At 69.7% G+C, this 21324-nt stretch carries 15 protein-coding genes; 7 read left to right on the plus strand and 8 right to left on the minus strand.

The window, feature by feature from the left end:
- Window positions 1-5: 5 nt before the first annotated feature.
- Complete coding sequence (locus ACFO6Q_RS16035; RefSeq protein WP_380022108.1) at window positions 6-2057, minus strand: diguanylate cyclase domain-containing protein; 2052 nt, start codon at window positions 2055-2057, stop codon at window positions 6-8.
- A gap of 121 nt (window positions 2058-2178) precedes the next feature.
- Between ACFO6Q_RS16035 and ACFO6Q_RS16040 the strand changes: the two genes are divergently transcribed.
- The 3 genes from ACFO6Q_RS16040 (at window position 2179) to ACFO6Q_RS16050 (ending at window position 6928) form a co-directional block, all read left to right on the plus strand.
- Complete coding sequence (locus tag ACFO6Q_RS16040; RefSeq protein WP_380022109.1) at window positions 2179-3066, plus strand: carbon-nitrogen hydrolase; 888 nt, start codon at window positions 2179-2181, stop codon at window positions 3064-3066.
- Window positions 3063-4301, plus strand: coding sequence for a TraB/GumN family protein (locus ACFO6Q_RS16045; protein ID WP_380022110.1), 1239 nt, complete (start codon window positions 3063-3065; stop codon window positions 4299-4301). The genes ACFO6Q_RS16040 and ACFO6Q_RS16045 overlap by 4 nt, the downstream gene beginning before the upstream one ends.
- Before the next feature lie 71 nt (window positions 4302-4372).
- Window positions 4373-6928 carry a DUF349 domain-containing protein gene (locus tag ACFO6Q_RS16050; protein ID WP_380022111.1) on the plus strand — a complete coding sequence of 852 codons (2556 nt, stop codon included), beginning with the start codon at window positions 4373-4375 and terminating at the stop codon, window positions 6926-6928.
- A 4-nt stretch (window positions 6929-6932) separates the two neighbouring features.
- Here the strand turns inward: ACFO6Q_RS16050 and ACFO6Q_RS16055 are convergent, their stop codons facing one another.
- Genes ACFO6Q_RS16055 through ACFO6Q_RS16065 form a run of 3 tightly spaced genes read right to left on the minus strand, consistent with a single transcriptional unit; the run spans window position 6933 to window position 14661 of the window.
- Window positions 6933-10052, minus strand: a complete 3120-nt coding sequence (locus ACFO6Q_RS16055) for an efflux RND transporter permease subunit (RefSeq protein ID WP_380022112.1) — start codon at window positions 10050-10052, stop codon at window positions 6933-6935.
- Window positions 10049-13513, minus strand: coding sequence for an efflux RND transporter permease subunit (locus tag ACFO6Q_RS16060; RefSeq protein WP_380022113.1), 3465 nt, complete (start codon window positions 13511-13513; stop codon window positions 10049-10051). The genes ACFO6Q_RS16055 and ACFO6Q_RS16060 overlap by 4 nt, the downstream gene beginning before the upstream one ends.
- Window positions 13510-14661, minus strand: coding sequence for an efflux RND transporter periplasmic adaptor subunit (locus tag ACFO6Q_RS16065; protein ID WP_417323384.1), 1152 nt, complete (start codon window positions 14659-14661; stop codon window positions 13510-13512). The genes ACFO6Q_RS16060 and ACFO6Q_RS16065 overlap by 4 nt, the downstream gene beginning before the upstream one ends.
- A gap of 453 nt (window positions 14662-15114) precedes the next feature.
- On the opposite strand from ACFO6Q_RS16065, the gene ACFO6Q_RS16070 reads away from it, so the two are divergent.
- Window positions 15115-15438 (plus strand): c-type cytochrome, encoded by a 324-nt coding sequence (locus ACFO6Q_RS16070; RefSeq protein ID WP_380022115.1) that lies wholly within the window; start codon window positions 15115-15117, stop codon window positions 15436-15438.
- A 29-nt stretch (window positions 15439-15467) separates the two neighbouring features.
- Complete coding sequence (locus ACFO6Q_RS16075) at window positions 15468-15821, plus strand: c-type cytochrome (RefSeq protein ID WP_380022116.1); 354 nt, start codon at window positions 15468-15470, stop codon at window positions 15819-15821.
- A gap of 81 nt (window positions 15822-15902) precedes the next feature.
- Here the strand turns inward: ACFO6Q_RS16075 and ACFO6Q_RS16080 are convergent, their stop codons facing one another.
- Complete coding sequence (locus tag ACFO6Q_RS16080; protein WP_380022117.1) at window positions 15903-16505, minus strand: NfuA family Fe-S biogenesis protein; 603 nt, start codon at window positions 16503-16505, stop codon at window positions 15903-15905.
- 143 nt (window positions 16506-16648) lie between these two features.
- On the opposite strand from ACFO6Q_RS16080, the gene ACFO6Q_RS16085 reads away from it, so the two are divergent.
- Entirely contained in the window at window positions 16649-16996 is a 348-nt protein-coding gene (locus ACFO6Q_RS16085; protein ID WP_380022118.1) for a 4a-hydroxytetrahydrobiopterin dehydratase, read from the plus strand.
- 9 nt (window positions 16997-17005) lie between these two features.
- On the opposite strand, the gene ACFO6Q_RS16090 is transcribed toward ACFO6Q_RS16085, so the two are convergent.
- The gene (locus ACFO6Q_RS16090; protein ID WP_380022119.1) at window positions 17006-17707 is read right to left on the minus strand and encodes an HAD family hydrolase; all 702 of its coding nucleotides are present in this window, start codon (window positions 17705-17707) and stop codon (window positions 17006-17008) included.
- Window positions 17704-19122, minus strand: coding sequence for an aminotransferase-like domain-containing protein (locus tag ACFO6Q_RS16095; protein ID WP_380022120.1), 1419 nt, complete (start codon window positions 19120-19122; stop codon window positions 17704-17706). Before ACFO6Q_RS16095 ends, ACFO6Q_RS16090 begins: the two co-directional genes overlap by 4 nt.
- A 96-nt stretch (window positions 19123-19218) precedes the next feature.
- Between ACFO6Q_RS16095 and ACFO6Q_RS16100 the strand changes: the two genes are divergently transcribed.
- Entirely contained in the window at window positions 19219-20133 is a 915-nt protein-coding gene (locus tag ACFO6Q_RS16100) for a DMT family transporter (RefSeq protein WP_380022121.1), read from the plus strand.
- Here the strand turns inward: ACFO6Q_RS16100 and ACFO6Q_RS16105 are convergent.
- Window positions 20078-21043 carry an RluA family pseudouridine synthase gene (locus ACFO6Q_RS16105; RefSeq protein WP_380022122.1) on the minus strand — a complete coding sequence of 322 codons (966 nt, stop codon included), beginning with the start codon at window positions 21041-21043 and terminating at the stop codon, window positions 20078-20080. The genes ACFO6Q_RS16100 and ACFO6Q_RS16105 overlap by 56 nt on opposite strands.
- Window positions 21044-21324 lie beyond the last annotated feature (281 nt).

A 21324-nucleotide genomic window follows, 5' to 3' on the forward strand; every position in this document is an offset into this window, starting at 1 on the left:
GCCTCTCAACGCGCGTTACGTCCGGCCTCCCCGTCGGCCGGAACCGCGGCCAGGCGGAACGTGCCGCGGCCGGCCTGCTTGGCCGCGTACAGCAGGGTGTCCGCCTGCACCAGCATCTCGTTCGCCGCGAGCAGGCCGCCGCGGCACAGGCAGATGCCGATGCTGACGCCAACCGAGACGATCGAGGCCTCGCCCGGCAGCTCGAACGGCCGGCGCATCGCCGCCACCAGCTTGCCGGCGACGCGCTCGGCGTGGCGGACGTCGGACAGCGCCTCGATCAGCACCGTGAACTCGTCGCCGCCGAGCCGGGCGATCACGTCCGAACCGCGCACCTTCTCGCCGAGCCGGGTCGCGAACGCGCGCAGCAGCGCATCGCCGGCCGCGTGCCCGTGGGTGTCGTTGACCTGCTTGAAGTGGTCGACGTCAAGGTAGAGCAGCGCCAGCAACGAGCCCTGGTCGCGCGCGCGCGCGATCGCGTTGTCGAGGCGCTCATGGAATCCGGTGCGGTTGAGCAGACCGGTCAGCGCGTCGACGCGCGCGAGATGCAGCAGGCGCCGCTCCTCGCGCTTCTGCGCGGTGACGTCCTGCATCATCGCGTGCACGCCGAGCACTTCCGTGCCTGCCTCGCCGCGCTCGGGAATCAGCGTGGCCTCGATGCTGCGCGCGCCCTCGCCCTCGCCTTCCTCGAACTCGAACACCACCCGCTCGCCGGCGATCGCGCGCTCCAGGTACGGCAGGCGCTGACGGTAGCGCCGCTCGCCGAGCACGTCGCGCAGGTGCCGTCCGACCACCTCGCCGCTGCCGCGGCGCAGGCGTCGGTAGGCGTTGTTGGCGAAGGCGACGTGCTGGTCGGCGTCGACGTAGACGATCATCAGCGGCAGCGCATCGGCGATCGTGCGCAGGCGGTGTTCGCTCAGCTCGCGCTCGCGTTCGGCAGCGCGCAGCGCCGTGATGTCCTGCGCGTAGCCCATCACGCGCGTGACCCCGTCGACGTCGGCGAACAGCCGGTTGCGGTACTGCCACAGGCGCTCGACGCCGTCGCCCGTGCGCACGCGCAGGAAACCCTGGTCCTCGCCGTTGCGCGCGATGCGGCGCAGATAGGCCGCGCATTCGGCGCGCAGCGCCGGGCCGATGAGGTCCAGCAGCGATGCGCCCAGCAGCTCGGCGACGGTGCGCCCGAGCGAGGCGGCCGCCGCCGGGTTGATCGCCAGCAGGACCCCTTCGAGGCTGTGGATGCAGATGTAGCCGGCGCTGTATTCGAACAGGTCGCGGAAGCGCCGCTCGCTGGTTTCGATGGCGCGGATCGCGCGGCGCTCGGCGGTCACGTTGCGCGCCTGCACCAGCCGCGCATGCGGCCCCCACAACGGCACCGCCTGCGCGCTGATCTCGACCTCGATCTCGTTGCCGGCGCGGTCGACGTGGCGCCACAGGCCTTCCGGGGAATGCGCCGGCAGGCCGGCCGCGACGTGCGAGCGCAGGCGCTCGGCCTCGTCCGCGGCGCGGATGTCGGCGACCGTCATCGACAGGAATTCGTCCTCGCTGTAGCCGTACGAACGCATCGCGATCTGGTTCACGGCAAGGAAGCGCAGCGTGCGCGCGTCGTAGACCCACATCGGGTGCGGATTCAGATCGAACAGCGTGCGCAGCTGCGCCTCGCGCAGGCGCATGCCGCGCTCGAGGCGGCGGCGCGAAACCGCGTTGCGCAGCACGCGCCGCAGGATGCGCGCCTCGACCTCGTCCAGGCCGATGCAGTCGAGCGCGCCGCTCTCCACCAGGGCCGCCCGGAAGCCCTCGTCCTCGCGCGCCGCGACCATCACGATCGCGCTGTCCGGGGCGACGCCGTGCAGCTCGCGGACCGCGGCCAGCGCCGCCTCGTCCGCGTACGGCAGGCCCAGCACGACCGCCTCGAAGACCGCCTGTCGCAACCGCCCCGCGGCGGCCGCGACGTCGCCGCAGCGCTCCACCACGAAAGCGGGGCCGCCGGTGCCACCGAGCGGCTTTTCGATCCGTCCGGCCTCTTCCGTGCCGGCGACGATCAGAACGTGCACCACGCTCATCTGTCCTTGCCCCTTCCGCCTCCTTTCGTACACCCGTCAACGGTCGTCGGCAAGGCCGTCGCGGTCACGACGGACATCGATCCGCGCTACCATCGCAGGTTCCGGAACGTCCCGAAACAAAATGACACAAAGATCCCTCAAGGTCGCCCTCCTGCAGGAGACCGACCGCGGCAGCCGCGAAGCCAATCTCGATGCGATCGAGGCCGGCCTGCGCGAGGCCGCCGCCGCCGGCGCGCAACTGGTGCTGCTGCAGGAACTGCACAACGGACCGTACTTCTGCCAGCACGAAAGCGTCGACGAGTTCGACCGCGCGGAGCCGATTCCCGGCCCCAGCACGCAGCGCATCGGTGCGCTCGCCGAGGAGCTGCGGCTGGTCGTCGTCGCCTCCCTGTTCGAGCGCCGCACCGCCGGGCTGTACCACAACACCGCCGTGGTGTTCGACCGCTCCCGCGCCATCGCCGGCAAGTACCGCAAGATGCACATCCCCGACGATCCGGCGTTCTACGAGAAGTTCTACTTCACGCCGGGCGACCTCGGTTTCGAACCGATCGACACCTCGGTCGGCCGGCTCGGCGTGCTGGTCTGCTGGGACCAGTGGTACCCGGAAGGCGCGCGCCTGATGGCCCTGGCCGGCGCCGAACTGCTGCTCTACCCGACCGCGATCGGCTGGGACCCGGCCGACACGCAGGACGAGAAGGACCGCCAGCGCGACGCCTGGATCACCGTGCAGCGCGGCCACGCCGTCGCCAACGGCCTGCCCCTGCTGGCCTGCAACCGTACCGGCTTCGAGGCGGGGCCCGAGGGCGGCCGCGGCATCGACTTCTGGGGTTCCAGCTTCGTCGCCGGGCCGCAGGGCGAATTCCTCGCCCATGCCTCCACCCACCGGCGCGAGCTGCTGCTCGTCGACGTCGACCTGGCGCGCAGCGAGAACGTGCGCCGCATCTGGCCGTTCCTGCGCGACCGCCGCATCGACGCCTACGCCGACCTGACCAAACGGTTCCGCGATTGAACGCTTCCGCCGCCGCCCCGACGCCCGAATCCGTTTCCGTTTCCGACGCGCTGGCCGAGCAGCCGGTGTCCCGCGTCCGCCGCGGCGAGGTCGAGTACGTGCTGCTCGGCACCGCGCACGTGTCGCGCGCCAGCGTCGAGGCGGTGCACGCGCTGCTCGCCGCCGAGCCGTTCGACGCGGTCGCCGTCGAGCTGTGCGAACCGCGCTACCAGTCGATCCGCGACCCGGAAGCGTTCCGCAAGCTCGACCTGTTCCAGGTCATCCGCCAGGGCAAGGCCGGCCTGGTCGCCGCCAACCTCGCGCTGTCGGCGTTCCAGCGCCGCCTCGCCGAGCAGTTCGGCATCGAACCGGGCGCCGAGATGAAGGCCGCCATCGACGGAGCCGACGAACGCGGCCTGCCGATCTGGCTGATCGACCGCGAGATCGGCACGACGCTCAAGCGCGCCTACCGCAGTGTCGGCTTCCTCGACCGCCTGGCCATCGTCGGCGGCCTCGGCGCCAGCCTGCTCACGCGCGAGGACGTCAGCGAGGACGAGATCGAAAAGCTCAAGCAGGGCGACCTGCTCGGCAGCATGTTCAACGAATTCGCGCGCGAATCGCCGCCGCTGTACGACACGCTGATCGGCGAGCGCGACCGCTACATGACCGCGCGCCTGCGCCAGCACGCGGCGGAAACTCCGGTGAAGCGCGTGCTGGTGGTGATCGGCGCCGGGCACTTGGCCGGCATCGAGAAGGAACTGGCGGGCCAGAACGAGATTCCGCAGCCGCTGCTGGAGAAGCTCTCGCGCCTGCCGCCGGCGTCGCGCTGGCCGAAATGGCTGGCCGCGGCGGCCTTCGTCGCGATCGCCGCGGCGATCGGCTTCGCCTTCACACGCGGCGCGCGCAGCGGCATCGAGGCCCTGCAGACCTGGGTCGTGTTCAGCGGCGGCTTCGCCGCGCTCGGCGCGATCGCGGCCGCGGCGCATCCGCTCAGCGTGCTCACCGCGTTCATCGCCGCGCCGCTCAAGCCCTTCCGCCCCGGCATTCCCGCCTCCGCCTTCAGCGCCGGCGTCGAAGCCTGGCTGCGCCGCCCGCGCGTGGCCGATTTCGACAGCCTGCGCGACGACGTCGCGCACTGGAGCGGCTGGTGGAAGAACCGCATCGCGCGCACCCTGCTGAACTTCCTGTTCGTCACGCTGGGCACGATGATCGGCAGCTACGTCGCCGGATTCCGCATCATCAGGAACCTGTTCTGAGTGTTCGCCAATGCGATCATCCGTGATCGCGAGAATCACAAAGCGGCCATCCTGGCCGCACTTTTCAACTTATGAAACTACCTGCATTCCTGAGCAAACCGCGCTGGCAGTCGAAAGACGCGGCGGTCCGTCGCGCCGCGATCGCGGCCGACAACGAATCCGGGCTGATCGCCGAGCTCGCACGCCTGGCGCGCGAGGACGCCGATCCCGGTGCGCGCATCGCCGCGATGCGCCGCCTGGCCGATCCGGGGCTGGTGCAGGGGATGGCGAACGACGACGCCGACGCCGACGTGCGGCGGCAGGCGCGCGCGCTGTGGTTCGAGCTGATGTCCGGCGCGCACGCCTCGGCGCCGGCGCTGCCCGACCGCCTGCGCCTGCTGAAGGCGCAGGAGGACGCCGAGCTGATCGAGCATCTCGCGCGCCGCGCGCGCGAACCGGAACTGCGGCTGGCGGCGCTGGACCTGGCGCGGCGCCCCGCCCTGTTCTTCGAACGCGCGCTCGAAGACGCCGATGCGAACGTGCGCGCCGCCGCGCTCGCGCGCGTCGACGACGAGGCGCAGCTGCTGCGCCTGGCCGAACGCGCGCGCAAGTCCGACAAGCAGATCAACCGGCTCGCCCGCGAGCGCGTCGAGGCCCTGCGCATCGGGCGCGGCGACGACGCCACGCTCGAGCAGCGCGCCCGCGCGCTGTGCGAACGGCTCGAGCAGCTCGTGCGCGAACCGCAGGCGCCCGACGCCGAAGCCGAGATCGACGCACGCTGGGACGAAATCCAGGTGCGCATCGCCGAGCCGCTGCGGCAGCGCTATCGCACCGCCCATGCGCTGCTGCTGGCCAGCCGCAGCGAGCGGCCGCCGGTGGCGAATGTCGCCCCGGCGCAAGAGGCCGTCGCCGAACAGGCCGCTGTCGAGCCGGTCGTGGACAGGGTCGAGGTTTCCGAAACGGATGCTGCCGGAGAAACGGAAACGGCCGAGGAAGCCGCCGCCGGCGACGAGCCGGCGACGGACCCGGCGGCCGTGAATGCGCTGCTGGCGCAGGTGCGTTTCAACGCCTCGCTCGACAGCGCGAACGCCGAGCGTCAGCAGCAGCGTGAACGGCAGCAGGCGCTGTTCGCGCGCATCGAGGCCGCTCTGGCTCCGCTGGCGGAAGCGCTCGAAGCCGGCGCGAGCGGCCGTGCTCACGCACTGAAAGCGGAGATCGACGAGCTGCGCCGGCAGAGCGAGGCACCGCTGCCGCGCGCGCTGATGCAGCGCCTGGCCGCAGCCGAGCAGCGCCACGCCGAACTCAGCCGCTGGCAGCACTGGGCCGACGGCCAGCGCAGGCGCCAGCTGTGCGAGGAGATCGAAGCGCTCGCCGAGGCGGGGCCGCATCCCGATGCGGTCGCCGCCCGCGTGCGCGACGCGCAGACCGAATGGACCCGTCTGGACGCCATCGAAGGTCCCGAGGCGGCACGCCACGGCGGCCTCGCGCGCCGTTTCCACGCCGCCTGCCGCAACGCCCTGGCGCCGGCGCGCGCCTACTTCAAGAAACGCCACGAGCTGCGCGAATCGCAGGCGCAGCGCATCAGCGAAGTGCTCGAACGCGCCACCGCGAGCGGCGGTGATGGCGCCGACGCGTCGGCGGTGATCGCGGCGCGGCGCGAGATCGTCGCCGCGCTGCGCGACCTCGACCGCGTCGAGCCGCGCGAGCGCAAGGCGCTGGCCGAACGCCTGAAGAACGGCCTGACCACGCTGGATGCGCGCATCGCCGCGCGCGACGAGGAGATTGCCGCGGCCAAGCGCAACCTGATCGCGCGCGCCGAGGCGCTGACCCAGCCGACGCTGCAGCGCGGCGCGGTGGCCTCCGCGCGCGAGCTGCAGCAGCAATGGCAGACCATCGGCTCCGGCCGGCGCGATCGCGACCAGGCGCAGTGGAAGGCGTTCCGCGCCGCGCTGGACGCGGTGTTCGGACGCCTCGACGCCGAGCGCGCCGAACGCTCGGCGCGCGACGCAGAAGCGCGCGGCCAGGCCGAAGCCCTGTGCGCGGAATTGGAGACCTTGGCCGCCGACGCCGCAAACGCGGACCGCACGGCCGCCTCGCGGATCGAGAAGGCCTGGGGCGCGCTGGACCGCGTCGACGACGGACTGCGCAAGCGCTTCGACGCCGCCCGGGCGGCCCTGCGCACCGCGGCCGAGCAGCGCGAGCGCGGCGTCCGCCAGGCGCGCTTCGCGCACTGGCTGGCGCGCTACCGGCTGTGCCGCGAGGCCGAACAGGGCGGCGGCGCCGCCGACTCGCTGCGCGAACGTTGGAATGCGACGGAGGCGACCGACGTCGCCGGCGCCGCATTGAACGAGCGATTCGATCGCGCCGCGTCTTCCGACATCGCCGTCGCCGACGAGGACACGGCGCGCACGGCCGTGATCGAACTGGAAATGCTCGCCGGCGTCGACTCGCCGGAAGAAGACCGCGAACGCCGCCGCATCCTGCAGGTCGAGCGCCTGTCGGCGCGCATGCGCGGCGGCGCGGCGGCGAGCCCGCAGCAGGAACTCGTCGCGCTGCTGGCGCGATGGACCGGGCTCGGCGCGGCCGATACTGCCTTCGACCGCCGCCTCGAGCGCGCGCTGGCCGCGACGCTCGAAACGCTGCCCTGACCCGCTACGCCGCCTGCGCGCGCACGCGCCGCAGGCGGCCGGCGCGCGCGTCGGCGACCACGCCGCGCGACCACAGCCGCGCGTCGTCCAGCAGCGAATAGATGCACGGCAGCGCGAGCAGGGTCACGATGGTGGAGAACGTCAGCCCGCCGGCGATCGCACGCGCCATCGGGAAGTACGGCGGGCCGTTGCTCCACGCCTCCGCGCCGGCGAAGGTCAGCGGCAGCATGCCCAAGATCGCCGTCGCCATCGTCATCAGCACCGGGCGCAGGCGTTCCTTCGCGCCGAGCACCAGTGCCTCGGTGCGCAGATGGCCTTCGTGCCGCAGCTGGTTGATGTGCACGATCATGACGATGCCGTTGTTGACGACGACGCCCATCAGGATCAGCACGCCGATCGCGGCCATGATCGAGAACGTGGTGCCGGTCAGCCAGAACAGCCAGTACACGCCGAAGATCGAGAACACGAAGGTCATCAGGATCGCCGCCGGGAAGATCAGCGATTCGAACATCGCGCACATGACCACGTACACCAGCACCAGCGCGATCAGCGTGTTGAACAGCATCTGCTGGCCAGCGTTCTCGTCGCGATCGAAGCCTTCGCCGAAACTCCAGCGATAGCCCGGCGGCAAGGCCAGTGAGTTCATCGCCTGGGTGATTTCCTCGCGCGCCTCGGGCATGGTCTTGCCTTCGGCCAGGTTGGCGTTGATCTTCAGCGCGGTCATGCGGTCGACGCGCTGGATCGCCGACGGCGTCTCGCGCGTATCGGTGCGCACCATCGACAGCAGCGGGATCTGCGTGTTGTCCGGCGCGCGCAGCTTGAAGTCGGACAGGCCGGCCAGGCTCTGCGTGTCGGCGCCCTGGAAGCGCAGCCAGGTCGGCAGCTGGCGGTCGCCGGAATTGAAGTCCTTCAGCGGCATGCCGCGCAGCGCGATCTGGATGTAGTTCGACACCGACTGCGCATCGAAGCCGTACTGCTTGGCGCGCACGCGGTCGACCTGGGCGGCGACCTCGCGATCGCCGTTGCCCTTCTCGGTGCGCACGTCGCGCAGGGTCGACAGGTGCGACAGCACCGGCAGCACGCTGCCGCTCAGTTCCTTCAGCCGGTCCATCGAGTCGCCGATCAGCGAGATGTCGACGCCGCCGCTGGTGCCGCCGTTGAAGTCGAAGCCGATCTTGCCGACCGCGAGCTGCGGCAACTCCTTGCGCAGTTCCTCCTTGATCTCGGCGACCGGCCGCTGCTTCTTGACCTCGCGGCCGAGCAGGCGATCGACGAGGTTGCCGATCGTCGAGCCGGTCGAGTCGGTCAACAGCAGGCGCGTCTGCGCCTCGCCCTGTTCGCTGTACCAGGTGTAGACAGAGCGGATCTCGAAGCGCTCGCGGTTCTGGTCAAGGAACTTCTCCACCTGCAGCACGGCGGGCTTGAGATCCTGCAGGCGGTAGTTGGCGTTGAGCTGGTACCACAGGCGCAGCTGGCGCGACTCGCCGTCGTCGAACATGTTCGACTTGGTCTGCGTGATCGGCACGATGCTGGCGAGGACGAGGCCGAGCACGCCGGCCATCGTCCAGCGCCGGTGATGCAGGGTCCAATCGACGACGCGGCCGTAGCGTTCGCGCAGGCGCGAGATCGCGTTCTCGCGGCCGAGGAACTTCGGCGGCGGCAGCTTCGAGGCGAGCATCGGTACCAGGCTGACCGCGACCAGCCACGACGCCAGATGCGCGATCGACATCGCGATCGCGACCTGGGCCAGGAAGATCGAGATGTCGTTCGCCTCGCCGAAGATGTTGGGCAGGAACACCACAATGCTCGACAGCGTGCCGGCGGCGATCGCGATGCCGACCACCTGGGTGCCCTGCACGGCCGAATACCACGCCTTGTCCGGATGCTTCTCGCGGTATTGATAGATGCTCTCGACCACCACCACCGCGTTGTCGACCAGCATGCCGACCGCGAGCAGCAGTCCCATCATCGACAGCACGTTCAGGCTGATGCCGAGGAAGTACATGCAGCCGAGCGTCATCACGAAGCAGATCGGGATGGCCAGCGACACCATCAGCGTCGACGGCCAGTCGCGCAGGAAGAAGAACAGCACCAACACCGACAGCAGCGTGCCTTCCAGGCCGGCCTTGCCGAGCTCGCGCAGGCTGCTCGTCACGCTGTCGGCCTGGTTCTCCATCGCGTAGACCTGCAGGCCGCTCAGCTCCTTGGAGGCCTGGATGCGCTTGACTTCGGCCATCACGTCACGGCCGGTGTCGACGAGATTGGCGTTGCGCTCGCGGAAGATGTCCACGCCCACGGCGGGCCGGCCGTCGAGCCGGCGCGCGAATTCCAGCCGCGCCGGGCGCAGGCCGACCGTGGCGATGTCGCCGAGCTTGAGGCCCTTGGCGTCGAGCGGGATCGAGCGGATGTCCTCCAGGCTGGTCCACTGCCCCTGCGGCTGCACGCGGAAGCGCGTGCCGCCGGCGTTGATCTGCCCCGCCGAGACCGCGAAGTTGGCCTTCTCCAGCTTCTGGTAGAGGTCGTTGAGGTTGAGGTTGTGCGCGCTGAGCCGGTCGGAGGCCAGCTCGATCTGCACCTCCGGCTCGCCGATGCCGGAAATGTTCACCCGTGCCACGCCGGCGATGCGCTCGAGCGGACGCTTGATCTCGCGCTCGATCAGCTCGTAGGCGTTGGCGAGGTCGCCGCCGTCGTTGGCGATGCGCAGCTGCAGCATCGGGTCGTCGGTGGTGGAGAACTTCAGCACGTGGTAGCGCTGCAGGTCCGACGGCAGGTCGGCGCGGATCGCGTCGATCTTCTCGCGCGCCTGCACCGCCTTGATGGCGACCTTCTCGCCCCACTTGAACTCCATGAAGATCTGCGCCGACTCGGCGTCGGAGGTCGAGCGCATGCGCTTGATCCCCGGCAGCGTCGCCAGCGCCTCCTCCACCGGCCGCGCGATCGTGCGTTCGATCTCGGTCGGCGTCGAACCCGGATACGGGATCTCGATGAACAGGAACGGCACGTCGATGCTCGGGAACTGCTCGAGCGGCAGCCGGAACGCCGCGATCAGGCCGACCGCGACCATCGACACGAAGAACATGATCGCGGTGACGGGACGCTTCAGGCTGAGCTCGGCGAGGGTCATGCCGGTTCTCCCTCCGCAGATCCGACCGGAGGCGTGCCGTTGTGGGAAGTGCGGCCATGGACGGCCGCTTCCTGACTCTCGCGATCAGGGACGAGCGCACGAGCGGCGTGACGGCGCCCGCGTTCGACGTACCAGGCGTCGCCGCGCCGGTCGAGCAGATCGTAGACGACCGGGATCACGACCAGGGTCAGCAGGGTCGATACGGCCAGGCCGCCGATCACCGTCAGCGCCATCGGCGCGCGCACCTCGGCGCCTTCGCCGACGCCGATCGCCAGCGGCGAGAAGCCGATCAGCGTGCACAGCGTCGTCATCACGATCGGGCGCAGGCGCGATTCGGCGCCCTGCGCCAGTGCCTCGCGCTTCGGCACCCCGGCCTCGCGCAGCTGGTTGACGCGGTCGATCAGCACGATCGCGTTCTTCACCACGATGCCGACCAGCATGATCAGGCCGATGAACACCACCACCGAGATCGCCGAACCGCTGAGCTTGAGCGCGAGGATCGCACCGACCGCGGCCAGCGGGATCGAGAACATGATGACGAACGGATGCAGCAGCGATTCGAACTGCGAGGCCATCACCAGGTAGACCAGGAAGATCGCCAGGCCCAGCGCGAACAGCAGCGACTGCACCGAGGAATCCAGCTCCTCGCTCTGGCCGCCGATGCGCGTCTTCACGCCGGCGGCGAGCGGATGCTGTGCGATCAGGTCCTGCACCTCCGCCACCGCGCTGGAGAGATCGCCGTAGCGCAGGTTCGACGAGACGATCGCCACGCGCTCCTGGCTGACGCGATGGATCTCGCTCGGCCCTTCGCTGGCGAGGACCTCGGCCACCGCCGACAGGCGGATCGGCGTGTCGTTGCTCGACTGCGCGGTCTCGCTCGCCGCCGTCGTGGAACCGGAGGCGGCGCTCGACGACGACCCGCTGCCGGAGGTGCTGCCGCTGCCCGATGCCGCTCCGGCCGCCGGCACGTAGCCGACGACCAGGTTGCGGATGTCGTCGACGCTGCCGCGGTCGGACGCACGCGCGCGCACCAGCACGTCGATCTTGCGGTCGCGGAACTCGTAGCGCGTGGCCACCTCGCCCTTGACCTTGCGCACGAGCCGGTCGGCGATGTCGCGCGTGGTCAGGCCGAGCGCGGCGGCGCGGTCCTGGTCGAAGCGCACCTGGATTTCCGGATAGCCGCCCTCGACGGTCGACTTGACGTCGGTGAAGCGCGGCGAGGCCTTCATCAGGTCGGCCAGGCGCTGGCCGCCCTTGGCCAGCGCGTCGAGATCGTAGCCGCGGATCTCGATCTCCAGCGGCGCGGAGAAACTGAACAGCTGCGGCCGCGCGAACTTCATGCTGGCGTCGGCGCGCGTCATGCCGGCGCGCAGCCGTTCGGTCTCGGCCGCCTCGATCGCCTTGCTGCCGCCGTCCGTCAGCGCGATCGACAGCCGCGCGATGTTCTCGCCCGATTCGGTCGGGTTGGCGTCCAGGCGCGTGCCCGCGCCGGCGACGCCGTAGATCGAGGCGACGCCGGGATCCTTGGCGTGGCGCTCGGAAATCTGCGCGACGAGCTTGTCGGTCTCGGCCAGCGGCGTGCCCGGCGGCAGCGTCACGGTCATGTCGAAGCGGCCCTGGGCGAGCTGCGGAATCAGGTCGAGGCCGAGCGTGGGCAGCAGGGTCAGCGTCGCCGCCAGCGCGACGGCCGAAAAGCCGAGCACGCGCCAGGGATGCTCCAGCGCCTTCGGCAGCGAGCGATGGTAGAAGGCGGCGGCGCGGTCGTACGGCCAGATCACGAAGCGGCCGACGAAACGCAGGATCCGCCCGAACACCAGGCCGCACACGCGCGCCACGACCGCCACCAGCACACCGAACGCACGCGGCAGCGTGTGGCCGAAGAATTCGCCGAGCGCGCGCGCGCCGATCGCCAGGGCGCGCAGCACGCGGTTGGACGGCAGCGCACGCGGCGGTGTGACCGGCTCGTCGCGGTACGCCAGCGGCGAACGGCCCTTCAGCGAGGCCAGCATCGGGATCAAGGTCATCGACACGACCAGCGACACCAGCATGGCGAAGGTGATCGTCAGCGCCTGGTCGCGGAACAGCTGGCCGGCGATGCCCTGCACGAACACCAGCGGGAAGAACACCGCCACCGTGGTCAGGGTCGACGCCGTCACCGCCATGCCGACTTCCGCGGTGCCGCGCACCGCGGCTTCGAGGATCGGCACGCCTTTCTCGCGCAGGCGCGCGATGTTCTCCAGCACGACGATCGAGTCGTCGACGACCATGCCGGTGGCGAGCGCCAGGCCGCCGAGCGACATCACGTTCAGCGACAGGTGCAGCTGCCCCATGAAGAAGAACGTGGCGATCAGCGACACCGGCAGCGACAGCGAGATGATGAAGGTGCTCCACGAGTCGCCGAGGAAGAAGAAGATGATCAGGATCGCGAGCACGCCGCCGAGCAGCGCGTCGAACTTGACCTCGCTGAGCGCGTGCTCGATGAAGATCGACTGGTCCTCGATCGTGGTCAGCGTGGCGCTGTTGGGCAGGGTGTCCTTCAGCTTGGCCAGCTGCGCCTTGACCGCGGTCGCAACGCTGACCGTATTGGCGTCGCCTTCCTTGTAGATCGCAAGCTCGATCGCCTCGCGGCCGTCGATGCGCACGATGCCCTCGCGCTCCTTGTAGCCCTGGTGCACCTCGGCGACGTCCTTCAGGCGGATCGGCACGTTGCCGTCGACCTTGATCAGCAGCTCGCGCATCTCGTCGAGCGTCTTGAACTGGTTGATCGTGCGCACCAGGAAGCGCTGGCTGGCCTCCTCGATGCGGCCGCCGGAGGCGTTCACGTTCTCGTTCTTCAGGCGCGTGATGACGTCGTTGATGTCGATGCCGAGCCGCGCCAGCTTCTGCTGGTCGATCGAGACGTCGATCTCGTCCTCGAGACCGCCGCCGACCTTGACCGCGGCGACGCCGGCGACCGGCTCGATGCGCTTCTTCAGGTCGTCGTCGGCGAAACGGCGCAGTTGCTTCAGCTGCGCCTCGGTGGTGTCGCCCTGCGCGGTCAGGCCGAGCCGGATGATCGGATCGGTCGATGGATTGAAGCGCAGCAGCAGCGGCTTCTTCGCCTCCAGCGGCAGCTGCAGGGTGTCGAGCTTGTCGCGCACCTCGAGGCTGGCCATGTCCATGTCGGTGCCCCAGGCGAACTCGAGCACGACGTCGGACTGGCCGGTGCGCGACACCGAATGCACCTTGCGCACGTTCTTGACCACGCCGACGGCCTCCTCGACCGGCTGGCTGATCAGGTTCTCGATCTCCAGCGGCGCGGCGCCCTCGTACTCGGTGCGCACGGTCAGCGTCGGATAGGACAGGTCCGGCAGCAGGTTGACCTTCAGGCCGGACAGTCCGATCAGGCCGAACAGCACCATCGTCAAGGTGAGCATGCCGATGGTGACCCGCCGGCGCGTGGCCAGCTCGGGGAGGCTCATGCGGCTTTTCCGGGCTGCGTGTTGGACGCCACGGCGGGCTGGTTGGCTTCGTCGAGCACGTGCACCTCGGTGCCGTCACGGACCGCGTTGCGGCCGATGGTGATGACGCGCTCGCCGTCCTTGAGGCCGTCACGGACTTCGACGCGATCGCCTTCGACGTAGCCGGTCTTGACGATGCGGCGCTTGGCGACGAACAGCGGCACTTCCGGCTTGGCCTGCTCGGATGCGACCGCCTCGCCGGGCTTGCCCTTCTTCGCCTCGGGCTTGTCCGACTTCGGCTTGGGCGGCGCCGGCTCGATAATGAAGACCGAGCTTTCGCCGTCCTCCTCGACCAGTGCCGTGCGCGGCACCACCAGCGCGTCGTGGCGCTGGTCGTAGGCGACCTCGATGCGGCCGAACATGCCCGGCTTGAGCGTGCCGCTCTCGTCGCGGAACTGGCAGGTGGCGCGGAACGTGCCGCTGGCCGCGTCCACCACCGGCGCGATGCGCGCGATCGACCCGGCGAAGCTCTTTCCGCCGAGCGCGTCGACGCGCATCTGCACCGGCTGTCCGGTCTTGAGCGTGTCCAGGTCGCGCTCGGGCACGTTCAGCACGGCCTCGAGCGGATCCAGATCGACGACCTGGAACAGGTTCTGGTTGGTCTGCACGAGGTTGCCGATCTTGATCGAGCGCTTGGCGATGACGCCTGCGATCGGCGCGACGATGCGCGTATAGGAAAGGTCCAGCTGCGCCCCGGCGACCACCGCCTTCTGCATCTCGAGGTCGAACTTGTCGCGGTCGTAGTCCGCGCGCGGCGTGATCTTCAGCGCCAGGCCCTTCTCCGCCTTGTCATAGGCCGCCTGCGCCTTCTTCAGGGTGGCGTCGGACTGCGCCAGCTTGTTGCGCGCGGTGTCGTCGTCGAGCGTCGCGAGCAGTTGGCCTTTCTCGACGCGCTGTCCCTCCTCGACCAGGATCTTCAGCACGATGCCGGTGGTCTTCGCCACCACCTGGGCGTCGCCGACCGCCTCCAGCGTGGCGGTGCCCGAGTAGTTGGCGGTGACCGACTGGTGCTTCGCCGCGGCGACTTCGACCGGGATCGCGGTCTGCGCGTTCGCGCCGGCGTCCTTGCCTGGACCGCCGCCGCCGCAGGCGGCCAGGGAAACGGCCACGGCAGCGGCGAGGACGGACCAGCGGGCACGGCGAACCGCCCAGCGAAGGGAACTTGGCATGCGAGTCGGAAGCATAGGACGAGGTCCTGAGGGGGATTGATATGGTGTTATACTAAACTACATCACTATCCATGTGCAACTGCCGCATTCAACGCGGAAGTCACGGGGGCTGAAAGCTGCCGCTGGCCGGATCGCTCTCCCAGGACACGATCCGGTGCATCGAGGTTGCAGGCGGAAGCTTGATCGTCCTCGCGAGAGAAATCGTGAGCCGGTAGTCACGAGCCGGCGCCCCGCAATGGATGCGCGAGGCGCGCAAAAGGTTGCGGCAATTTGTCGCCAACCGGCCACGCGGCGCGATCGCCGGCCTCGCGTGCGCGCGGACCCGGTCCGAAATTCTTAACGACACGTTATACTCGCCGGGTTTTACGTCCGCGCGATCAACCCGGTACCGACATGACCCGAGCCTCCTTGCTGGCCCTCGCCCTGCTGACTTTCTCGCTGCCCTGCGCCGCCGCTGCCGAAAAGGGCGACGCCGCCGCCGGCAAGACCAAGGTCTACACCTGCTCCGGCTGTCACGGCATCACCGGCTGGAAGAACGCCTACCCGAACTACCACGTGCCGAAGATCACCGGCCAGAACTACGACTACCTGGTCACCGCGCTCAGTTCCTACAAGAAGGGCGAGCGTTCGCATCCGACCATGCGCGCGCAGGGCGAAAGCCTGTCCGAGCAGGACATCCGCGACATCTCCGCCTACCTTTCCAGCATCACGCCCTGAGTTCGGGCCGCACCGGAACAGTTCTCGACATGAAGCGCTATATCGCCCCGCTGTTGACCACGTTCGTCTTCTCGGCCGGCGCCGCCACGGCCGCCACGCCGGACCTCGAAGCCGGCAAGGCCAAGGCCGTCGTCTGTCAGGCCTGCCACGGCGCCGACGGCAATGCCGGCACCGATCCGCAGTACCCGCGCCTCGCCGGCCAGTACCGCGACTACCTCGCGCGCGCGCTGCACGAGTACAAGAAGGGCGAGCGCAAGAACCCGATCATGGCCGGCTTCGTCACGACCCTGTCGGACCAGGACATCGAGAACCTGGCGGCCTACTTCGCCAGCCTGCCGGGCAGCAAGCTCGGCGATCTGCACGGGCACGTGCAGGGCGAGTAAGGTCGGGATTCGGGATTCGAAGAAAGGCCCGCAGAACTGGCGGGCCTTTTTCGTTCCGGCGCATTGGATTCTTGGCGGCGCCTAGCCTCTCGCCGCCGCTTCCCGCCGCATGTACGGATGGGTGCCGCTGGCGTGATCGGTCGCGTCGGCGACGCCGGTCACTTCGGGGACCCGCTGCTTCAAGGTGCGCTCGACGCCGCCGCGCAGCGTCGCGTCGACCATGCCGCAGCCGTGACAGCCGCCGCCGAACTGCAGCACCACCACGCCTTCCGCCGTCACTTCGCGCAGCGAGACGCGGCCGCCGTGCGAGGCGAGCTGCGGGTTGATCTCCGACTCGATCACGTAGCGCACGCGCTCGACCACGCTCGCGTCTTCGCCCGGCACCGCGCCGCGCAGCGCCGGCGCGCGGATCGTCAGCTGCCCACCGGTCGGCGAGCGGTCGTAGTCGATCGTCGCGCCATCGAGGAACGGCACGCTGGCCGCGTCGACGAACAGCGAGTAGCCCTCGCACTCGACCTCCCATTCGCTGCCGTCGCGATCGGACGGCTCGGAGAATTCGAGCTGACAGTCGCCGCGCGGGGTACCCGGCTCGATCGCGCGCAGGCCGATGCCCAGTCCGGGCGTCTCCTGCTGCTCGACCAGCTTGCGGAAGTGTTCCTGTGCGGCAGCGGAAAGCGAAATCATGGAAGGCTCTGATTCTCGTGAAAGCATGCTCGTCGAAGCGTGCGGGCGGAATGTCCGCCGTCAATACAGCACCAGTTTAGTCCTGAATCGACCCTGCGTCATCCGCGGCTATACTTCGCGTCTTCCCGCACCGGATTCAAGCGATGACCGACCTCGCCTCGCTGCGCACGCAGCACTGCCAGCCGCGCAAGGGCAAGGACGCCGGCCTGTCGGCGGACGACGTCCGCAACACACTGGCCGCCCTGCCCGGCTGGACGGCCGACGCGAACGGCACGCAGATCACCAAAGAATTCCGCTTCGCCGACTATTTCCGCACCATGGCCTTCGTCAACGCAGTCGCCTCGATCGCGCATCGCGAGGACCATCACCCCGATCTGGAAGTCCACTACGACCGCTGCGTGGTGCGCTATTCCACGCACGACGTCGGCGGTCTTTCCTTGAACGACCTGATCTGCGCGGCGAAGGTCGAGGACCTGCGCGTTCCGGACTGAGCCGCCGCCTCAGCCGCAGCGCGCAACCGCGTCCGGGATCGCATCCGGCGCGTCGATCGTCAGCACGCGCGGGTGGCCGCTCTCGACGCCGTGCTCCAGCTCGTGCGCCCAGGTCACGTGATAGGGCATGTGCACGCCCCAGCCGCCCAGTTCGATCACCGGCTCGACATCCGAACGCAGCGAATTGCCGACCATCGCGAAGCGCATCGCCTGCGTGCCGCATTCGGCGATCACGCGCGCGTAACTGCGCGCATCCTTCTCCGACACGATCTCGATGCGCTCGAACAGGTCGCCCAGTCCGCACTGGGCGACCTTGCGCTCCTGGTGGAACAGGTCGCCCTTGGTGATCAGCACGACGCGATGCTTCGCGGCGACGGCCTCGACCGCGGCGCGGATGCCCGGCAGCAGTTCCACCGGATGCTCGAGTATGTTCTTGCCGAGCACGACGATGCGGTGGATGTCGCCGGCCGAGATCGCGCCGTTGGTCAGCTCGATCGCCGCTTCGATCATCGACAGGGTCATGCTCTTGGCGCCGTAGCCGAACAGCGCGAGGTTGCGCCGTTCCGCCGCGTGCAGCCGGCTGCGCACCTGGGCGTCGCCGGTGTCGATCCAGGCGCCGAGGATGCGCTCGAATTCCGCTCCCGCGTGCTGGTAGTAACCCTCGCTGTGCCATAGCGTGTCGTCGCCGTCGAAACCCACCAGCTCGATCATTTCCTTCGCCTCAGTCGATCCGCCGTCGCGCCGAGCGCGCGCAGCGCCTGCTCCATTTTCGCATCCCAGCGCAGGCCGCAGCTCAGCCGCAGGTGATGCCGGTAGTCGTCGCGGTTGGAGAACAGGTGCCCCGGCAGGGTGCCGATGCCCTGCCCGAGTGCGGCCTCGAACAGCGCGCCGCCCTCCACTCCGTCCGCCAGTTCCAGCCACAGCGCCATGCCCCCGGCCGGTTCGCTCACGCGCGTGCCGGCCGGCCAGTGCCGGGCGATGGCTTCGCGCCAGCGCTGCGCGTTGGCCGAAAGCTCGCGGCGCAGGCGGCGCAGCGGCCGGTCGACGTCGTGGTGCGCCAGGTAGTCGGCGATCGCCAGCTGCGGCAGGCTCGCCGTGGCCACGCTCGAAAAGCACTTCGCGCGCAGCAGTTCGCCGGTCCAGTGCGGACCGAGCGCCCAGCCGACACGCAGGCCGGGCGCGAGCGTCTTGGAGAACGAACCGCAGGTGATCACGCCGCCCTTGCGGTCGAACTTGCGCAGCGGCGGCGGCCGCTCGCCGGAATACGCCAGCTCGCCGTAGAGGTCGTCCTCGATCAGCACCACGCCGCGCGCCGCGCAGGCGGCGACCACCGCCTGCTTGTCCGCCTCGCCGGTCAGGCTGCCCACCGGGTTGTTGAAGTTCGGCACCAGCACGGCGGCGCGCACGTCGTGACGCGCGAGCAGCGCGTCGAGCTGCGCGGCGTCGATGCCGGTACCGACGCGGTTGGGCACTTCGACCACGCGCAGGCCGAGCGCGGCGACCGCCTGCAGCAGGCCGTAGTAGGTCGGTGTTTCCAGCAGCACGACGTCGCCCGACCGCGTGACGCTGCGCAGGGCCAGACTGATCGCTTCCATCGCACCGGCGGTTACCACGATCTCGTCCGGATCGACGTCCACACCGCACTGCGCGTAGCGCCGCGCGATCTGCAGGCGCAGGTCGGGATGTCCCTGCGGCGCGGCGTAGCGCAAGGCCTCGTCGCGATGGCGCCGCATCGTGCGCGCGACCGCCGCGGCGATGCCGGCCGCCGGCAGCAGGTCGAGCGCGGGTGTGGCCGCGTGCAGCGGCAGCAGATCCGAGCGCGTCAGCACGTCGAGCACGCCGAGCAGCGCCGGATTGCGCATCGGACGCGGCGCGCGTACTGCCGGGCGCGACGCGGCGCCGGACAGCGGCGGCGCCGTGCTGCGCACGTAGTAGCCGGAGCGCGGACGCGCCTCGACCAGGCCTTCGCGTTCGAGCTGCACGTAGGCCTCCACCGCGGTCGCCAGGCTCACCTGCTGCTGCCGCCCGACCCGGCGCAGCGAAGGCAGCCGTTCGCCGGCACGCAGCACGCCGCGGCGGATCTGTCCGCGCAGGGACTCGGCGACTCTTTCGTAGAGCAGGCTCATGCGGAAATCTGTACTGGTGTTCTTTGATGATAACTGCATCTGTATCGAGAACGCATCCGAGCCTAGGCTGCCCGTTCGTCCGATCGATCCGCCCGCATGCCGACCTCCCCGCCCAGCGAAACGCGCACCGCCCTGCTCCAGCTCGTCGCCGCCGAGATCCTGATCGGCTCGGTCGGCGTGTTCGCCCACGAGGGCGGACAGGATCCGGTCACGACCGTGTTCTTCCGCTGCGCCTTCGGCAGCGCGTTCCTGATCGCCTGGGGCCTGCTGCGGGGACAGTTCCGCGGCCTGATGCGCGAGCGCGAACTGATCGGCGCGGCCGTGTTCAGCGGCGTGCTGCTGGTGCTGAACTGGGTGGCGCTGTTCGCCGGCATGGCGCGCTCGTCGATCGGCGTGGCGACGATGGTCTACCACTTCTTTCCGTTCGCGATGCTCGGCTTCGCGGCCATGCTGTACGGCGAACGCACGCATCCGGCCGATCTCGCCTGGACCGCCGTGGCCTTCCTCGGCGTGGCCCTGTCGACCGATCCGCTCAAGCTGCTCGGCCGCGCCGACGCGAGCTACGCGATCGGCATCGGCCTGACGTTCGTGGCGGCATTGCTGTGCGGGGCGTCCCTGCTGCTGTCACGCCGGATCAGCCGCGAACGGCCGCTCGCGGTGGTGCTGGTCCAGTGCCTGACCGGCGCCGCGATGCTGGCACCGTTCACCGACTACGCCGCGGCCGCTCACGTCGGCCCGCACTGGATCTGGCTGGCCGGCCTCGGCCTCGTGCACAGCGGCGTATGCTACGTGCTGTTCTACTCGGCCTATCCGCGCCTGTCGGTCGCCACCATCGCGGTGCTGGCCTTCATCTATCCACTGGTCGCCCTGCTGCTCGACTACGTGCTGTACGGCCGCGCGCTGGCGCCGGTGCAGTTCGCCGGCATCGCGCTGATCGTGCTCGGCACGCTCGGCGTCAACCTGAAATGGCATCGAGCGCGGCGGCCAGCTCCGGCGCCAGCGGCGCGCTGAAGCTGTAGTCGCGCTCGCCCAGCGAGAATTCGAACCGGGCGGCGTGAAGGAACAGTCTTTTCAATCCCTTGTCGCGCATTCTTCGATTGAATTCCTTCTCGCCGTACTTCTCGTCGCCGGCCAGCGGGTGCCCCAGGTGCTGGGCGTGCACGCGAATCTGGTGGGTGCGGCCGGTCTCGAGCGCGACCTCGACCAGGCTGGCGCCCGCGTAGCGCTGCAGTTCGCTGAAGTGCGAACGCGACTCCTTGCCGTCCGGATCGACGCGCACCATGCGCTCGCCGCCCTGCAGCACCGACTTGCGCAGCGGCGCGTCGACGGTCAGCCGCGACTTCGGCAGCGCCCCCTCGATCAGCGCCAGGTAGCGCTTCTCGACCCGCCCCTCGCGGATCGCCGCCTGCAGCCCCGTCAGCGCCGAACGCTTGCGCGTCAGCACCAGCACGCCACTGGTGTCGCGGTCGAGCCGGTGCGCCAGTTCCAGCGTGTCGCGTGGACGCGCCGCCCGCAGCAGCTCGATCGCGCCGAAGCTGACCCCGCTGCCGCCGTGGCTGGCCACGCCGGCGGGCTTGTCGATGACCAGGAAATCGCGGTCCTCGTGGATGATCGCCGCCTCGACACGGCTCATCTGCCGATCCGGCGGCAGCGCCGGCTCGCCGCGCTCGGCCACGCGCACCGGCGGGATGCGCACCTCGTCGCCGGCGGCCAGGCGCCGGTCCGGCTTGGCACGGCTGCCATTCACGCGCACCTCGCCGGTACGGCAGATGCGGTAGATCAGGCTCTTGGGAACGCCCTTCAGGCGCGTGGCGAGGAAATTGTCCAGCCGCTGCCCGTCGCGGTCCTCGGAAACGACGGCGATCTGCACGCGCGGGCCTGCGTTGGCGTCGCGATTTGTCGCCGAAGTCTGTGTCTTCATTGAAAAAAAAGTCCCGAAACTGTTATGCTGCAAGTGCGTGTCGCGCCGTTCCCTGCCCCATCCGCGGGAGTACGGAACAGCCATCGACGCACCCGTCCATTGCGTCCTTTCGCGCCCAGCGCCCGCGGTGACTCCATCGGAGCGCGGCGCCGGAGCGAACGTTCATCGTAATGGCTCGGGTCGCGGATTGCTCGCCGTCGGAACGACGGCGCGGGTCCGCGGATGCGCACAACCCCACAACGCCGGCGCGCGGAAGCGCCGGTTTGGAAAACCGGCGCACC

Origin of the sequence: Dokdonella ginsengisoli, assembly GCF_042652785.1 — a bacterium.
In the GTDB taxonomy this organism is placed as follows: domain Bacteria; phylum Pseudomonadota; class Gammaproteobacteria; order Xanthomonadales; family Rhodanobacteraceae; genus Dokdonella_A; species Dokdonella_A ginsengisoli.

Excerpts from the sequence above, each read along its gene's own strand:
- ACFO6Q_RS16035 (WP_380022108.1), bottom strand. The coding sequence starts at position 2,057 with ATGAGCGTGGTGCACGTTCTGATCGTCGCCGGCACGGAAGAGGCCGGA.
- ACFO6Q_RS16040 (WP_380022109.1), top strand. The coding sequence starts at position 2,179 with ATGACACAAAGATCCCTCAAGGTCGCCCTCCTGCAGGAGACCGACCGC.
- ACFO6Q_RS16050 (WP_380022111.1), top strand. The coding sequence starts at position 4,373 with ATGAAACTACCTGCATTCCTGAGCAAACCGCGCTGGCAGTCGAAAGAC.
- ACFO6Q_RS16055 (WP_380022112.1), bottom strand. The coding sequence starts at position 10,052 with ATGACCCTCGCCGAGCTCAGCCTGAAGCGTCCCGTCACCGCGATCATG.
- ACFO6Q_RS16060 (WP_380022113.1), bottom strand. The coding sequence starts at position 13,513 with ATGAGCCTCCCCGAGCTGGCCACGCGCCGGCGGGTCACCATCGGCATG.
- ACFO6Q_RS16070 (WP_380022115.1), top strand. The coding sequence starts at position 15,115 with ATGACCCGAGCCTCCTTGCTGGCCCTCGCCCTGCTGACTTTCTCGCTG.
- ACFO6Q_RS16075 (WP_380022116.1), top strand. The coding sequence starts at position 15,468 with ATGAAGCGCTATATCGCCCCGCTGTTGACCACGTTCGTCTTCTCGGCC.
- ACFO6Q_RS16080 (WP_380022117.1), bottom strand. The coding sequence starts at position 16,505 with ATGATTTCGCTTTCCGCTGCCGCACAGGAACACTTCCGCAAGCTGGTC.
- ACFO6Q_RS16085 (WP_380022118.1), top strand. The coding sequence starts at position 16,649 with ATGACCGACCTCGCCTCGCTGCGCACGCAGCACTGCCAGCCGCGCAAG.
- ACFO6Q_RS16090 (WP_380022119.1), bottom strand. The coding sequence starts at position 17,707 with ATGATCGAGCTGGTGGGTTTCGACGGCGACGACACGCTATGGCACAGC.
- ACFO6Q_RS16095 (WP_380022120.1), bottom strand. The coding sequence starts at position 19,122 with ATGAGCCTGCTCTACGAAAGAGTCGCCGAGTCCCTGCGCGGACAGATC.
- ACFO6Q_RS16100 (WP_380022121.1), top strand. The coding sequence starts at position 19,219 with ATGCCGACCTCCCCGCCCAGCGAAACGCGCACCGCCCTGCTCCAGCTC.
- ACFO6Q_RS16105 (WP_380022122.1), bottom strand. The coding sequence starts at position 21,043 with ATGAAGACACAGACTTCGGCGACAAATCGCGACGCCAACGCAGGCCCG.